15 protein-coding genes are annotated in these 15,540 nt (G+C 30.8%); 14 read left to right on the top strand and 1 reads right to left on the bottom strand.

Annotated features, from left to right (window positions below; genetic code table 11):
- Window positions 1-108 precede the first annotated feature (108 nt).
- The 12 genes from SHI72_RS11455 (at window position 109) to SHI72_RS11400 (ending at window position 13,153) form a co-directional block, all read left to right on the top strand.
- Window positions 109-2,277 (top strand): prolyl oligopeptidase family serine peptidase, encoded by a 2,169-nt coding sequence (locus tag SHI72_RS11455; protein WP_323490033.1) that lies wholly within the window; start codon window positions 109-111, stop codon window positions 2,275-2,277.
- A gap of 18 nt (window positions 2,278-2,295) precedes the next feature.
- The gene (locus SHI72_RS11450; RefSeq protein ID WP_323490032.1) at window positions 2,296-3,006 is read left to right on the top strand and encodes a lantibiotic dehydratase; all 711 of its coding nucleotides are present in this window, start codon (window positions 2,296-2,298) and stop codon (window positions 3,004-3,006) included.
- Window positions 2,975-4,495 (top strand): lantibiotic dehydratase family protein, encoded by a 1,521-nt coding sequence (locus SHI72_RS11445; protein WP_323490259.1) that lies wholly within the window; start codon window positions 2,975-2,977, stop codon window positions 4,493-4,495. The genes SHI72_RS11450 and SHI72_RS11445 overlap by 32 nt, the downstream gene beginning before the upstream one ends.
- 241 nt (window positions 4,496-4,736) lie before the next feature.
- Window positions 4,737-5,603, top strand: a complete 867-nt coding sequence (locus tag SHI72_RS11440; protein WP_323490031.1) for a thiopeptide-type bacteriocin biosynthesis protein — start codon at window positions 4,737-4,739, stop codon at window positions 5,601-5,603.
- A gap of 64 nt (window positions 5,604-5,667) precedes the next feature.
- Window positions 5,668-6,111 carry a GNAT family N-acetyltransferase gene (locus tag SHI72_RS11435; protein WP_323490030.1) on the top strand — a complete coding sequence of 148 codons (444 nt, stop codon included), beginning with the start codon at window positions 5,668-5,670 and terminating at the stop codon, window positions 6,109-6,111.
- Window positions 6,112-6,210: 99 nt separating this feature from the next.
- Complete coding sequence (locus tag SHI72_RS11430; RefSeq protein WP_039113340.1) at window positions 6,211-7,671, top strand: lipopolysaccharide biosynthesis protein; 1,461 nt, start codon at window positions 6,211-6,213, stop codon at window positions 7,669-7,671.
- 38 nt (window positions 7,672-7,709) lie between these two features.
- The gene (gene dut, locus SHI72_RS11425; protein WP_323490029.1) at window positions 7,710-8,144 is read left to right on the top strand and encodes a dUTP diphosphatase; all 435 of its coding nucleotides are present in this window, start codon (window positions 7,710-7,712) and stop codon (window positions 8,142-8,144) included.
- Window positions 8,145-8,222: 78 nt separating this feature from the next.
- Window positions 8,223-8,585, top strand: coding sequence for a four helix bundle protein (locus tag SHI72_RS11420; RefSeq protein ID WP_323490028.1), 363 nt, complete (start codon window positions 8,223-8,225; stop codon window positions 8,583-8,585).
- 53 nt (window positions 8,586-8,638) lie between these two features.
- Window positions 8,639-9,655, top strand: a complete 1,017-nt coding sequence (locus tag SHI72_RS11415; protein WP_323490027.1) for a sugar phosphate nucleotidyltransferase — start codon at window positions 8,639-8,641, stop codon at window positions 9,653-9,655.
- Between the two features lie 51 nt (window positions 9,656-9,706).
- Window positions 9,707-11,056 carry a tetratricopeptide repeat protein gene (locus SHI72_RS11410; protein ID WP_039113345.1) on the top strand — a complete coding sequence of 450 codons (1,350 nt, stop codon included), beginning with the start codon at window positions 9,707-9,709 and terminating at the stop codon, window positions 11,054-11,056.
- A 43-nt stretch (window positions 11,057-11,099) separates the two neighbouring features.
- Window positions 11,100-11,882, top strand: coding sequence for a DUF4292 domain-containing protein (locus SHI72_RS11405; RefSeq protein WP_039118594.1), 783 nt, complete (start codon window positions 11,100-11,102; stop codon window positions 11,880-11,882).
- A gap of 23 nt (window positions 11,883-11,905) precedes the next feature.
- Window positions 11,906-13,153 carry a murein hydrolase activator EnvC family protein gene (locus SHI72_RS11400; protein ID WP_039113347.1) on the top strand — a complete coding sequence of 416 codons (1,248 nt, stop codon included), beginning with the start codon at window positions 11,906-11,908 and terminating at the stop codon, window positions 13,151-13,153.
- Window positions 13,154-13,199: 46 nt separating this feature from the next.
- On the opposite strand, the gene SHI72_RS11395 is transcribed toward SHI72_RS11400, so the two are convergent.
- Entirely contained in the window at window positions 13,200-13,619 is a 420-nt protein-coding gene (locus SHI72_RS11395) for a CBS domain-containing protein (RefSeq protein ID WP_039113349.1), read from the bottom strand.
- A 229-nt stretch (window positions 13,620-13,848) separates the two neighbouring features.
- Between SHI72_RS11395 and rbfA the strand changes: the two genes are divergently transcribed.
- Together rbfA and SHI72_RS11385 are read left to right on the top strand one after the other, a co-directional pair.
- The gene (gene rbfA, locus SHI72_RS11390) at window positions 13,849-14,241 is read left to right on the top strand and encodes a 30S ribosome-binding factor RbfA (RefSeq protein WP_039113350.1); all 393 of its coding nucleotides are present in this window, start codon (window positions 13,849-13,851) and stop codon (window positions 14,239-14,241) included.
- A 1-nt stretch (window position 14,242) separates the two neighbouring features.
- On the top strand, window positions 14,243-15,442 hold the full coding sequence (locus SHI72_RS11385) for an ABC transporter permease (protein ID WP_086893895.1): 1,200 nt from the start codon (window positions 14,243-14,245) through the stop codon (window positions 15,440-15,442).
- Window positions 15,443-15,540: the final 98 nt, after the last annotated feature.

Raw genomic sequence — 15,540 nt, 5'->3', positions numbered from 1 at the left:
TTATCTAAATCGGGTAAAATTTTAAATGTGTATAATGCAGCACAGATGGCAGAAAAAGTGAGCAAAAAGAAACGATAATAAATATCATAATAACATTAAGTGAAAAAATTGAAAAAAATCATAACATTATTAGTCATTAGTTTTTCTGGAATTGTATCGGCTCAATCTCCTGCATTGGCTCCATCAATTCCAGCAACCGATGTATATCACGGTATTGAAGTTGTTGATGAGTACAGAAATTTAGAAAATCTGGAAGATTCAGCTGTTATTGATTGGATGAAAAATCAAACCACTTATACTGAAGCAACCTTGAAAAGTATTTCTAAAAGAAATGAATTCTTAAATCGGATGTTAAACATAGATAAGAAAACGGAATTTTTTTATGGTGCTATAAATACAACTACAGATGGCACTAATTTTTATACTAAAATGCGTAATGACGAAACCTATCGAAAATTATATTGTAAAAAAGGACTTAATGGTAAGGAACAATTACTTTTTGACCCAAAGGATTTTAAACCTGGAAGCCATAAAAACTATGTAATAAGTTATTATAAACCTGCTAAAGACGGCTCTAAAGTAGTTATTGCACTCACCGAAGGCGGAAAAGAAATTGCCGAAGTTGTTATTTTTGATGTACTAAAAAATAAGATGTTACCAGAGATTATTACCAATACCTGGCCAAGTGGAATAGGAGGAATAAGTTGGTTGCCAGACAACTCGGGAATTGTTTATGTTCATATTCCTAATATCGACATGAAATCTGATGATTTTATTATGAACACAAAGTCTGTTGTTTATAAACTTGGAAGTAACCCTAATACGATAAAAGATATTTTTTCGATATCAAATAATCCTGAATTAAAATTAGACAAGGCAGATCTTCCTATTGTAACAATTCCTCAAAAATTTAATAATTACATATTTGGACGCGTGGGTGGAGCCACACCTTATAGTGATTATTTTTATGCAAATGTGGTAGATGTTTATAATGATAAAGTGATTTGGAAACCCTTTTTTAAAAAAGAAGAAAAAATTAAAAGTTTTATAATAGACGGAAATGATGTGATTTTTATTTCAGAAAACAATAACAAAAGTCAGCTATGTAAAACATCTCTTGATTCTCCGAATTTTTCAACTCCAGAGGTTATTATTAAAGAAATAAAAGATGAAATAATAGATGATGTTGTAAAAACAAAAGATGGATTTTTCTTTACAACAGTAAAAAATGGAGTAGTTGCCAATTTTTATTTTTATAACGGACAAGATTACAAGAAAATAAATTTACCCACACCTTCAGGCAAAATTCGCATGCAAACCATAAGTGAAGATGTATCTGATATTTGGATTTCTTGTGCTGGATGGACTCAGGATAGAAAAAGATACAAGTACGATATTAAAACGGATACCTTAAAACCGGAAGATTATCGTGAACAGTCAGATTATTCCGAATATGATGATATTGTTGTAGAAGAAATAGAAATAAAAACACATGACGGATTAGCTTTACCACTAACTATTATTCACAAAAAAGGATTGGATAAAAATGGTAAAAATAGAGTAATCATGGATGGATATGGTGCTTATGGGGATTCAAACGATGCTTATTTTAATCCATATAGTTTGTTATGGGTTTTAGATGGAGGTATTTTAGTACATACGCATGTGCGAGGTGGTGGAGAAAAAGGCGATGCATGGCATAAAGGAGGTTTTAAGAAAACGAAACCAAATACGTGGAAAGATTTTATTTCGAGTGCCGAATATTTAATCAAGGAAAAATATACTTCTCTAGAATACTTGGGTGTAGAAGGAGCAAGTGCGGGTGGGATCTTGATAGCCAGAGCGATTACAGAAAGACCCGATTTATTTAAAGCTGCAGTTATTAATGTAGGATCGATAAATGCGGTTCGTGCTGAAATTGCACCCAACGGGCCAAATAATATAAAAGAATTTGGAACTGTTGAAAATGAAGAAGAGTTTAAAGCATTGCTAGAAATGGATGCGTTTCATCATATAAAAAAAGGAACAAAATATCCTGCAACCTTGATAACTGCTGGGATGAATGATCCCCGAGTAATTGCTTGGATTCCGGCTAAGTTTGCAGCCAAACTTCAAGTTAATAATTCAGGAGATAACCCTATATTTTTAAATGTAGGTATGGAAAACGGTCATGGTGGAGATGTGACTTATGACAAGTTATATGATAAACTTGCCGATTCTTATGCTTTTTTTTATTGGCAGTTGGGGCATCCAGATTACAAATTAAAGAAGGAATAATGTGTTTAAATCAAAAGAATGAACATTTATAAAGTTCATCATTTCTCCCAATATCTTTTAAGAACGCCTTTATTTCCTATTTCTTTTTATTTAAATATAATAGAGAATTATTCTCAGGAAGTGTTATTAAAGGCGTTTGAAAATCCATTGGTTCGGGAAGCAATTTTTATCGCATCGCCAGAATTGGTATTGGCTTTAGACAAATGGAAAAATGATTCTTCTGATTATTCGAACAAAAAAGAGAACGGTTTAGAGATTACCTTATTAAAATACATTGCCAGAATGTCTGCAAGGTGTACTCCTTTTGGGTTATTTGCTGGTTGTACTACAGGAAAAATAGATTCGGAAACAAATTGTATTCTTAAATCGCTAGCTAGTTTTAATCGTTTTACGCAATTTGATAGACAGTTCTGGCTAGCAATGTTGCAGGAATTTGGGAAACGAAAAGAAATTAGAAATCATCTTAAATATTATCCTAATACTTCAGTTTATGCACTTGGCGATTTCTATCGCTATGTAGAGTATAAATATGTAAATACTAAAAGGGAGCATAGTATTTCGGCACTAAGAAAATCAGAACTTCTAGACACAGTATTACTTCATGCAAAATCAGGAATAAGGATTGATGAAATGGTTTTACATCTTATTGATGATTCTTCTGAAAAGGAAGACGCATTAGCTTTTATTTACCAAATTAATCGATTTTCAGTTTCTTGTAAGCGAGATTGATGGTACTATAACAGGTAAAGAGGAGTGGGATAGTGTATTTACTCTTTTTAATAAAATTCCCAAATTACAACATGATAATAAACAATTGCAAATTCTTAAAAAAGGGCTTTTAAAATTAGACAAGAGCTTGATTCCTGTTGAAAACAGTTATACCGAAATAAAGGAATTAATCCAAAACATGGATTTGTCTTATGATGAAAAATATCTTTTTCAGACTGATTTAAACACAGCTACCTATGTAAATGTATTAAGCGAAAAAGTTCTAGAAAAAGTAATGCAAGCGATTCGTTTTTTAAACGGAATTCAAAATTCTAAGACATTTACAAATCAGACCAATTTTATAAGAGCATTTACTCACAGATATGAATCTAGAGAGATGCCGTTAACCACTGTTTTGGATACAGAAACTGGTATTGGCTATCTTCAAGACTCAGATATGAATGATGTTCATGACATATTAGAACGGTTCTCTTTTCAAGATTCAAAACCGAAAATAGAGAATCAATCTTGGAGTACTTATGACTACATCATAGAGAAAAAATTGCAAGAGAGTGTTCTAAAAAAAGAGAAAAGCATTCTACTTTCAGAAAAAGATTTTCCTGATTTTGATGCCAATTGGGATAATGCTCCAGCTACATTTTCGGTAATAATCGAACTTTTAAAAAATGAAGAAATTAGTATTGAATCTTCAGGAAATAGTAGTGCGGCAAAATTATTAGGACGCTTTTGTAATGGAAACAAGCGGATTCATAATTTGACAAAAGAAATTATTGAAAAAGAAACAAAATATCATTCTGATAAAATCTTGGCAGAAGTGGTACATATTCCTGAATCAAGAACGGGAAATATATTACGAAGACCAGTTTTAAGAGATTATGAAATTGCCTATCTTTCTATTCCTGGTGTAGCAGAAGAGAAAGCAATCGATTTAAATGATTTGATGATTTCTATTAAAGAGAATAGGATTTTTTTGCGATCTAAAAAGTACAATAAAGAAGTTGTTCCTTGTTTATCTAATGCTCATGATTATTCTAATAATAAATCATTACCCATTTATCATTTTTTATGTGACTTACAAAGTCAGGATTTAAAACCTATTTATAGTTTTAATTGGGGTGTTTTGGATTTGCATTATGATTATTTTCCACGAGTACTATATAAAGATGTTATTCTTTCGAAAGCAAAATGGATGGTGGATAAAAAGGAAATAAACCAGTTTTTAAAAATGGAAGAAAGCGGTTTATTTGAAGCTTTTAGAATTTGGAAGAATGAACGCAATATACCCCGACTTGTAAATTGGGTTAACACAGATAATACACTTTTACTTGATTTAGAAAAAGAGATTTGTATGAAGATGTTTTTAAAATCGGTTCAAAACTATAATAAAATTACGCTGGAAGAATTTTTGTTTACTGGTGATTCTGTTGTTAAAGATGCCAATGGAGAAGATTTTACAAATCAATTTATATTGTCATTTTACAAAGAGTAAATAGACTTTGAGAATAGAGACGCAATAGACGCGGATGATACGGATTCGCTATCGCGAAAACACGGATAAAAGCGGATTTTCTTTCTGTTGTCTTTACCGCAGAGCACGCTAAGAAGAAACGCAGGGTACACAAAGCTTTGCGAACTTTGGGAAAACTCTTTTAAACTTTGCTGTTAATTTTTTTGCTACAAATTATACAAATAAAAATCTGTTAAATCTTTGCGGTTAAAAAAACATAAAAATGAAAAGAGATTTTTGTTTAGGGAGTGAATGGTTGTATTATAAAATATACACAGGAGTTAAAATGACCGATATTGTTTTAGTAGAAAAACTATATCCTATTATTTCATTATTAAAAGAGAAAAATCTAATAAGTAAATGGTTTTTTATACGATATAAAGACCCTGATGAACATTTGAGAATTCGTTTTTTGCTAGCTTCACCTGATAAATTATCTGAAATAATAGCAATGCTTTATCCTGTTTTGGATGAGATGATAGAACAAAATATTGTTTGGAAAGTAAAAACGGGTACTTATAAAAGAGAAATTGAAAGGTATGGCCAGAACACAATGATTGATTCAGAATTTCTTTTCTACCAAGACAGTGAAATGGTTTTGCAATATTTAATCTTAAAATCGGGATTTGTAAATAACAGCATACCATTGCTTTTTAGTTTTTGTGCGATTGATAGTTTTCTAAATTCATTTTTGTTATCAGATACAGATAAACTAAAGCTAATGGATGAGTTGCAATTATCTTTTAAAGAAGAATTTAATGCCGATAAGAATCTTAAAAAAGAAATGGATAAACACTATCGAGAGTTATTTCCTGAAATGAATCGATTTTTATTTGATAAAAGTATAAATGATTATCCTGAAGTTTTTGAATTTATACAAGAAAAACAAAATGAAGTAGATAAAGTGATTTTACAGATTAAAGAAAATCTAGAAATTTCTCTATCAAGTTTTTTAAAGAGTCACATACACATGATGGTAAATAGGCAGTATACATCCAAACAAAGAATGTATGAACTATTAATTTATGATCATTTATATCGATATTATAAAACAATAGCCTATCATCAATTGGCTCCAATTGAATCATGATTATAGTGACACCAATTATTAATCAGTTTTTTTGATTAATTTTGGCTTCTATTTTTATATCAACATGCAATTTATAATTAAAGAACTAATTACTATTGAAGAAATGGTTGCTCAAATTGCGACCATGCAGTATTTATATCCTAATCTGGATTTGGAGAAATATGAATTATACCTATCAGAAATGGTTCCTCATAATTATACCCAAATTGCTGTTTTTGAGGATGATATTTGTTTAGGAATTACAGGATGTTGGTCATCTACAAAGCTTTGGTCTGGAAAATATTTGGAGATAGATAATTTTGTTGTGCATCCAGATCATCGTTCTAAAGGAATCGGGAAATTACTGACGGATTATATTGAGAAAAAAGCACTTGATTTAGGATGTTCTAATATTGTTTTGGACGCATTTACTTCTAATTTTGCCGCACATCGTTTTTATTATAATCAAGGTTATGGCCCTAAAGGATTTCATTTTGTAAAAATATTAGATGAAAATAAGTTGACTTAATATAAAAAAGCATAACATTTCCTTAATGAATCGATAAAAACGATATTAAACCAAAGAATTGGTTATTTTTGTTTTATAAATTTTATTACCACAAATATTTTGGGATTATATAAAAATCTTTTTAAACAGACAGCTATTTATGGGCTTGCGACAGTATTGCCACGAATGCTGAGTTTTTTATTAGTACGATTATACACCGGAATTTTACCAACAGCAGAGTATGGTGAGGTTTCTATCGTGTTATCGTGGATGGTTTTCTTTAACGTAGTACTTTCTTACGGAATGGAAACTGCTTTTTTTAGGTTTTATAATTCCGAACCAGATAAGAAAAATGTCATTGCGACTTCTACAATTTCTATTTTTTGGTCATCAATTATTTTTCTTTTTGCAGCATTAATTTTTAGAAATACACTTGCAACTCTTGCCGAAGTCGATGTGCAGTTTGTTACCTATTCGGTTTGGATTTTAGTTTTGGATGCATTGGTTTTAGTACCTTTTTCTAAGCTTAGAGCCAATCAGCGACCAATGGTTTATGCAGCAATAAAAATTGGAAATGTAATAGTAAATCTTGTTCTGAATATTTTCTTCTTGATGTACTTACCTAAACTTGCGGCTGATAATCCAAATTCAGTTTGGGATAATTTATATGTAGAAAATTTCCAAATTGCTTATATTTTTATTGCTAACCTGCTTGCTAGTTTGGCTACTTTTATAGTGTTATCTCCTAATTATCTTTCGCTTGGACGAAAATTTGACCCTATACTTTGGAAAAAAATGATGAAGTATGGTTTGCCAATTTTGGTGGCTGGATTAGCTTTTGCGGTTAATGAACATTTTGATAAAATCTTACTAGGTTATTTATTGCCGGAAAACATAGCAAAGTCAGAAGTTGGAGCGTATTCAGCATGTTATAAATTGGGTTTATTTATGGTTTTATTTGCAACAGCATTTAGATTAGGAATTGAACCTTTCTTTTTTAGCCACGCTAAAAATGCAAATGCACCTCAAACTTATGCAGTAATCACGAAATATTTTGTGATTCTTGGATCATTGATTTTGTTAGGAGTAATTGTTTTTGCAGATATTTTAAAATTACTACTGTTAGAAAATAAATCTTATTGGGAAGCTATGAAAGTAGTTCCGTTAATTATCCTGGCTAACTTTTTCTTAGGAATTTATAATAATTTATCGGTATGGTATAAACTAACTGATAAAACAAAAATTGGTGCTTACATATCGATAGTTGGAGCTATACTAACTTTAGTATTAAATTATCTTTTAATTCCGAAGTATAGTTACTATGGATCAGCAATTGCAACAATTTCGGCTTACGGAAGTATGATGCTTATTTCGTATGTTTTAGGAAACAAGTATTACCCGATACCTTATGATATGAAGAAAATTGGAGCCTATTTAGGAATTTCAATTGTATTCTCGGTTATTTCTTTTTACGGATTCAGAGAAAATTACTTTGTCGGAATTCCATTGTTCCTTCTGTTTGTTTATTTCGTTTATCATAACGAAAAGGATACGATAAAAGGAATTCTTAGCAAAAAATAACAAATTCAAGATTTACATTTAGCTTTAAAAATATAAAAATGACGATTAATATTATCAACAAATCACAACACGATTTACCTAACTACGAAACAATAGCTTCGGCAGGAATGGATTTGCGTGCTAATTTATCTGAACCAATAACATTAAAACCTTTAGAAAGAACCATAGTTAAAACGGGACTTTTTATAGAATTACCAATTGGTTACGAAGCACAAGTGCGACCAAGGAGTGGATTGGCTGCTAAAAAAGGAATCACCGTTTTAAATTCTCCAGGAACTGTAGACGCGGATTATAGAGGTGAGATAGGAGTAATTTTAGTAAATTTATCCAATGAGGCTTTTGTGATTGAAAATGGAGAAAGAATTGCACAACTTATTGTTGCCAAACATGAAAGAGCCGAATGGGTTGAAGTTAAAGAACTTTCGGAAACATCAAGAGGCGAAGGAGGTTTTGGTAGTACTGGGGTGAAGTAGTTTGTAGAGATTTCAAAATTCAAAATTCCAAGTTGAAAATTCAAATTTTTTTAATTTCAACTTTAAAATTAAAAAGTTGTGAAAAAATTTGATTTACATGAAAGGCTAATTGATTTTGCAGTTCAAATTATAAAAATAACAGATAATTTAAAAGGAACAAAGGCAGGAAATCATTTATCAGGTCAGATTGTACGTTCAGGAACTTCGCCATCATTAAATTATAGTGAAGCCCAAAGTGCAGAATCTAGAAATGATTTTATTCATAAAATGTCGGTTGTGTTAAAAGAGCTTCGAGAAACACATTCATGTCTGAAAATTATTTTGAGAGCTGAATTGTATTCGAAAGAAGAATTAGATTTAAATATTGCAATAAAAGAAAATGATGAGTTAATTTCAATCTTTGTAAAAAGTTTGGAAACATCAAGAAGTAAAAACAAGTAAAATAATAAGTTTGAATATTCAACTTGGAATATTCAATTTTGAAATAAAAAAACATGAAAATAATCGTTCCAATGGCAGGTCGCGGATCAAGACTTAGACCACATACATTAACTATACCTAAACCATTAATTCCGGTTGCAGGAAAATCAATTGTACATCGTTTAGTCGAAGATATTGCTAAAATTCTTAAAGAGCCTATAGAAGAAGTTGCATTTATATTAGGTGATGAAGCTTTTTTTGGTGATGATGTCGTAGCAAGTTTAAAAGAGTTAGCAAATGGGTTAGGAGCTAAAGCATCTATTTATCGTCAGGATTTACCTTTAGGGACAGGACATGCTATTATGTGTGCCAAAGAATCTTTATCAGGACCTGCGGTAATTGCTTATGCAGATACTTTAATTAGAGCTGATTTTGAATTAGATCCAGAAGCTGATGCTGTGATTTGGGTAAAACAAGTTGAGCAACCAGAAGCATTTGGAGTAGTTAAGTTAAATGCTAATAATGAAATTACAGAGTTGGTCGAAAAACCAAAAGAGTTTGTTAGTGACTTAGCTGTTATAGGAATATATTATTTTAAAGAAGTTGAAATTCTTAAAAATGAGCTTCAAATAGTTTTGGATAATAATATCCAGAACGGTGGAGAATATCAGATTAATGACGGTATTAAAGCAATGATGGCTAACGGAAAAGTTTTTAAAACCGGTAGCGTAGATGAATGGATGGATTGTGGTAATAAAGATGTTACTGTCGAAACTAATTCCAGAATGTTAGGATTCTTGCATAATGATGGAGAACATTTAGTAGATTATGATGTAAAATTAGAAAACTCAACTATTATTCCACCGTGTTATATTGGTGAAAACGTAGTATTGAAAAATGCAACTGTAGGACCTAATGTATCTTTAGGAAAAGGATGTCATGTTATTGATAGTTCAATCAAAAATAGTTTGGTGCAAACTAATGCACAAATAAAAAACGCTAATTTAGACAATGCAATGATAGGAAACCACGTTGTTTATGATGGTAAGTTTACAAGCATTAGCATAGGAGATTATTCGGTTTTAGAATAAACAAGAAGTCAAAAAGGGTTCGTTTTTACTTTAAATGTCAATAATATAAAAATGAAAAAAAGAGTTTTAATAATTGTATTTATGGCTTTGCTTGGCAATCAGGCTTCGATAATGGCTCAAACTGAACCAGAAGATATTGCTATGGCTACCGATGAATTTCAGGACTCTTTTTATGAATCATTATTGCAAAAAGGAATCGAGAATTATGACAAAGCAATAACAGCTTTGCAAAAATGCGAGAAATTGCAACCTAATGACGCAACTGTTTATTTTGAATTAGGTAAAAACTACCTGTCTTTAAAAGATTATAGAAATGCTCAAAGTTCGTTTGAAAAAGCGGTACAGATAAATCCAAAAAACAAGTGGTTTTGGTTGGGTATTTATGATGTTTCTTATCAGACTAAAAATTATCCTTTGGCGATAGAAACGATCCAGAAGATTATTCCGTTTGATGAGGAATATAAAGACGATCTGATTTCTTTGTACATGATTACAAATCAGTGGGACAAAGCACTTGCATTGATTAATGAAATGAATGACAAGTTTGGAAAATCAAGTGAAAGAGAATTATATAAGGCACAGATTTTGTCACAAGGAAAATATCAAAATGTCGAAATAGAAAGTCTTACGGATCAGATTAAGAAAAATCCGAAAGAAGAGTCTAATTATATTGCTTTGATTTCATTGTATGCAAAAAATAATGATGCTAATAAGGTATTGGAAATTACGCAACAATTAGAGAAAGCAATTCCAACATCGGAGTGGGCACAAGTAAGTTCTTTTAAAACGTATTTAGATCAGAATCAACCTGAAAAAGCAATCCAGGCAATGGATGTTGTTTTAAAAAATTCTAAAATAGATTCAAAAATCAAACATAGAATATTAAACGAATTTCTAATTTTTGTAGGTAAGAATCCACAATATAGTCCTGATTTGGATAAAGCGATTACTTATTTTAAGAATGACCCAGATGTAGATGTTGCAAAAGAAATAGGGAAGTTTTATCATAGCAAAAACCAATTTGATCAGGCAACTAAATATTATGAGTTGTCAGTAAATTCGGCTTCACAAGTAGATATAGAAACAAATTTACTTTTGCTTCAAGCGTACACCGAAACTAAACAATACGAACCGATGGGAAAACGTTCGCAAGTAATGATAGAAACATTCCCAACGCAACCGCAGTTTTATTTTTATTCGGGATTGGCTAATAATCAGTTGCAACAATTTAAAAAAGCAAAAGACGTTTTAGAAATGGGACTTGATTATGTTGTAGATGATGTAACTTTAGAAGCAAATTTTAACATTCAGTTAGGAGAAGCTTATAATGGTTTAGGAGATTTGAAGAAAAAAGAAGCGTATTTTGCGAAGGCAAATCAATTATTAAGACAAAAAAAATAAGAATCTTTTATTTTAGGTAAAAGTTCAAAACAAATAAATTCTGATGAAGAAATATCTAATGTTATTGTTACTCGTTTTTATTGTTTCGTGCAAATCGAAATCGGGTGCAGTACAAGGAAATAATACAAGCAAAGAGGAAGTAAATCCAGTTTCTGCGAATAAAATTATCGACGGACATTATAATAATAAATTACAGTTTTCGACTTTATATATTAAAGCTAGTGCAAAATATTCGGATGATAAACAAAATCAGAATGTTACGGCTGAGATAAAAATAAAAAAAGACGAACAGATTTTGGTAAGTATCCGTTTTCTTGGAATTACAATGGCAAAAGCTTTAATTACACCAAATTCGGTAAGCTATTATGAAAAAATTAGTAGCACTTATTATGATGGTGATTTTAGTAGTTTGAGCAAATGGTTAGGAACAGATTTAGATTTTAATAAAGTTCAAAACCTTTTGATAGGTGAAGCAATCGACGACTTAAAAAAAGGAAAATACACTGAAACATTAATTGACAGATTATATCGTTTGGACGAGGCAAAAGAAACGGATATTAAAAAATCATTCTTTTTTGAAGCAGATAAATTTTTATTGGAAAAAGAGCAAATTTCACAAACTTCCAAAAATATCATGATGCAAATTGCATATGGTGAGAATAGAACTTTTGATCAGGGAATACTTCCAACAAGTATTGCAATAGAAGCGATTCAACCAAAAGGAAAAACAGAAATCAATTTAAATTACAATACAATTACATTTAATGAAGAACTTTCTTTTCCTTATAGTGTCCCAAATGGATATAAAAAAATTATAATTAAGTAAGTTTGCAAAAATATATTTTAAAGATGCCAAAATTTCTCCTAAGCCTAATTCTTATTTGCACCACTTCGTTTATGTGGGCGCAAGACTCGCAACAAGAAAAACTGGAACAACGTAAAGCTCAGATTCAACAAGAAATTAGAGATAACGAAAAAATGTTGCAGTCTGTAAAGAAGAAAGAAAAATCTGCGGTGAATGTTTTTATTGTTCAGTCTAATAAAATAAAACTTAAAGAAAAACTAATCAATACTACCGAAAAGCAAACGAAGCTTTTGAGTAATGATATGTATATTAATCAATCAAAAATTAATAAGCTTAAGAAAGAGTTAGAGATATTGAAAGCTGATTATGCTAAGATGATTCTTAAATCGTATAAAAGTCGCTCAGAACAAAGTAGAGCGATGTTCTTATTATCATCAGAGAGTTTTTTGCAAGCTTATAAACGTGCACAGTATATGAAACAATATACTAATTTTAGAAAAAATCAAGGAGAAGAAATTCAGTCAAAATCACTTCAATTAGCTGATTATAATTCAAAATTAGACGGACAAAGACAGGTAAAGAAAAAAATCATTGCCGAAAATGAAAAGGAAAAAGTAGCATTAGAGCAAGAAAAGAAAGAACAGCAAAAACTAGTTAACTCGATTAAGAAAGATAAAAATAAGATTATTGCTGATACGAAAAGTAAACAACAAGAATCGAAAAGAATCGACAGACAAATTGATCGTTTAATTCGTGAAGCTATTGCCGCTGCCAACCGTAAAGCTGCTGCAGAAAAAGAAAAAGAAACTGGAACAAAATCTGTTGCTGCAGTATCTGATACAAAAATTGCATTAACAGCCGAAGCTAAATTACTAGCTGCTGACTTTAAAGCTAATAGAGGTAAATTACCTTGGCCGGTAGAAAAAGGATTTGTATCATTGGGTTATGGTGATCAGCCACATCCTATTTATAATACTCTTGTAATTCATAATAGTGGTGTCGAAATCACGACAGAAGCAGGTTCAAACGCAAGAGCAGTTTTTGAAGGAGTTGTATCTAGCGTTATGGTATTATCTCCAATAAACAAGGCAGTAATGATCCAACATGGAGATTACTTTACAGTATATCAAAATTTAAGTTCTGTATCTGTAAGTAAAGGAGATAAAGTAAGTATCAAACAAAATATAGGTAAGATTAGAACTAGTGGAGAAACAGGAAAAACAACCATTAAATTCTTAATACTACAAAACACAACATACAACAATCCGCAAAGTTGGTTGTATAATATGTAATAAAAAACGGGACATTAGTCCCGTTTTTTTATGGTTATATTTTGATTTAATCGTATTGTTCTAAAAAGTATCTTACAACATCGGTTGTTGTAACAATACCTTTAAGTTCTCCATTATCGACTACAGGTAAAGCATGGAATTCTTCTTTCACAAAAATTTCTGCTAAATCTCTTATAATCGAATCCGATGATACCGTCATAGGTTTTGATGTCATTACTTGAGGGATGGTAAGCATATCCAGGATTGCTTCATCGGCACCTTCTTGTCCTTCAAATAAAGCTCCAAATGTTAATCGGTTTATATCTGTACGACTTATAATACCAATCACTTCTTTACCTCGAACGATTGGAATATGTCTAATGGTGTTTTTTTTCAACTTTTCGACTACCATTCTTAAGCCGTCATTTTCATTTGCAGTTACTACGGTTTTAGTCATTATATGACTAATTGGTTCTCTCTTTTTCATAATAGATGTGTTGTTATATTTCTATTAAAGGTGTAAAATATTTCTGATAAAAAACATGATTTTTATCACATTGGAGAAATGAAATCGAGGAGGAATAATTATTCCAATTTTAGGCTTTTATTAAAAAAGAGTATCGAAATTTGCACTAATGAAGATAAGAATAGAAAAATCATCTTATTGTTCATTTGAAATTGTATCGATTGAAATTTAAAAATAGTATTTTTGCACTATGGAAACAAATAGACAGAAAAAAATAGGCGGTGTCATCCAAAAGGATTTGGTTGATATTTTGCAAGGTGAAGTGAGAAAAAATGGAATTAACAATTTGATAATTTCAGTATCCAAAGTTAGCGTAACTACAGATTTATCTGTGGCAACAGTATATTTAAGTATTTTTCCTCAGGATAAAGCTAAAGAAACATTGGCAGCAATTAAGTCAAATTCAACTTTGATTAAGCATGATTTATCACAACGTGTACGTTTACAATTACGTAAAGTGCCAAACTTAGTTTTCTTTATAGATGACTCATTAGATTATATTGAGAAAATAGATAATGCATTAGCAAATAGAGATAACCCAATAGAAAATCGTGATCTTTTAGAAAAAAGAAGAAAATCATAGTTTGAACTTTCCCCTTTACATAGCCAAACGGTATATTTTTAGCAAGAGTAAAAACAATGCTATCAATATCATAAATCGTATTGCCAGCCTTGGAATTATTGTTGGTACAATGGCTTTGTTTGTGGTTTTATCCGTTTTTAGCGGATTAAAAGTATTCAGTCTTTCTTTTACAAATGAGATAGATCCTGATTTAAAAATTGAAAGTACCTACGGAAAATCATTTTTGGTTACTCCAGATCAGGAAACTCAGATTAAAAAAATTGAGGGTATCGCTTCGTACACCAAAATAATCGAAGAACGGGTTCTGTTTATTTTTAATGGAAAACAACAAGTTACCTACTTAAAAGGAGTTGATCGTAATTATCCTGTTGTAAACGATATTAGAAAAAAACTCTTTAACGGACAATGGCTAAAACCCGATACGTATCAGGTTGTTGTAGGGTATGGGATTTCTAAAAACTTTTCGATGGGAATATTGGATTTCGAAAATCCATTGCAAGTATTTGCTCCAAAACCTGGAAAGGGCGCTATCGAAAATCCTGAAGAAGCTTTTAGTAAAACCGATGTATTGCCCGTTGGGATATATTCGATAAGCGAGGATTTAGATTCTAAATATGTTTTTGCAGATTTAGGGTTGGTTCAGGAATTATTAGAATATAAGCCGAATCAGATTTCGGGAATCGAGTTTAAGTTAAAACCGAATGCAAACGAATCTAATATCGATTCGCAATTGCAAAAGATTTTCAATAATAAAGTCACTACAAAAAATAGGGCTCAACTTAATGCGTCTTTGTATAAAATGCTTAATACCGAAAATATTGCGGTATATTTAATCTTTACATTGGTGATTATAGTAGCTCTTTTTAATTTAATTGGAGCATTAATCATGATGATCTTGGATAAAAAAGGCAATCTAAAAACGCTTTTTAATCTAGGAACAGAAATCAAAGATTTGCGAAAAATATTTTTGCTACAAGGAACCTTGCTTAGTGTATTTGGAGGATTAATCGGTCTTGTTTTAGGTGTTATTTTGGTCCTATTACAACAACGATTTGAACTGATCATGATTACTGCAACGCTAGCATTTCCTGTTGTTTTTACTCTCGAAAATGTATTTATTGTTTTAGGAACTATATTTTCACTTGGATTTATAGCTTCATTTATAGCAAGTAAGCGCGTTAGCGAAAAATTGCTAGATTAGAATTTTTATTCTAAAATTAAAAATATTACTTATATTTATCGTCTTAAAAAAATACGCTATGATAGTTTCTGCCTAATCCTATTTTATTTTTTAGAATA

The sequence above is a fragment of the Flavobacterium sp. PL02 genome (assembly GCF_035013205.1).
GTDB lineage: Bacteria > Bacteroidota > Bacteroidia > Flavobacteriales > Flavobacteriaceae > Flavobacterium.
This window is presented reverse-complemented; position numbering and strand designations above follow the sequence as displayed.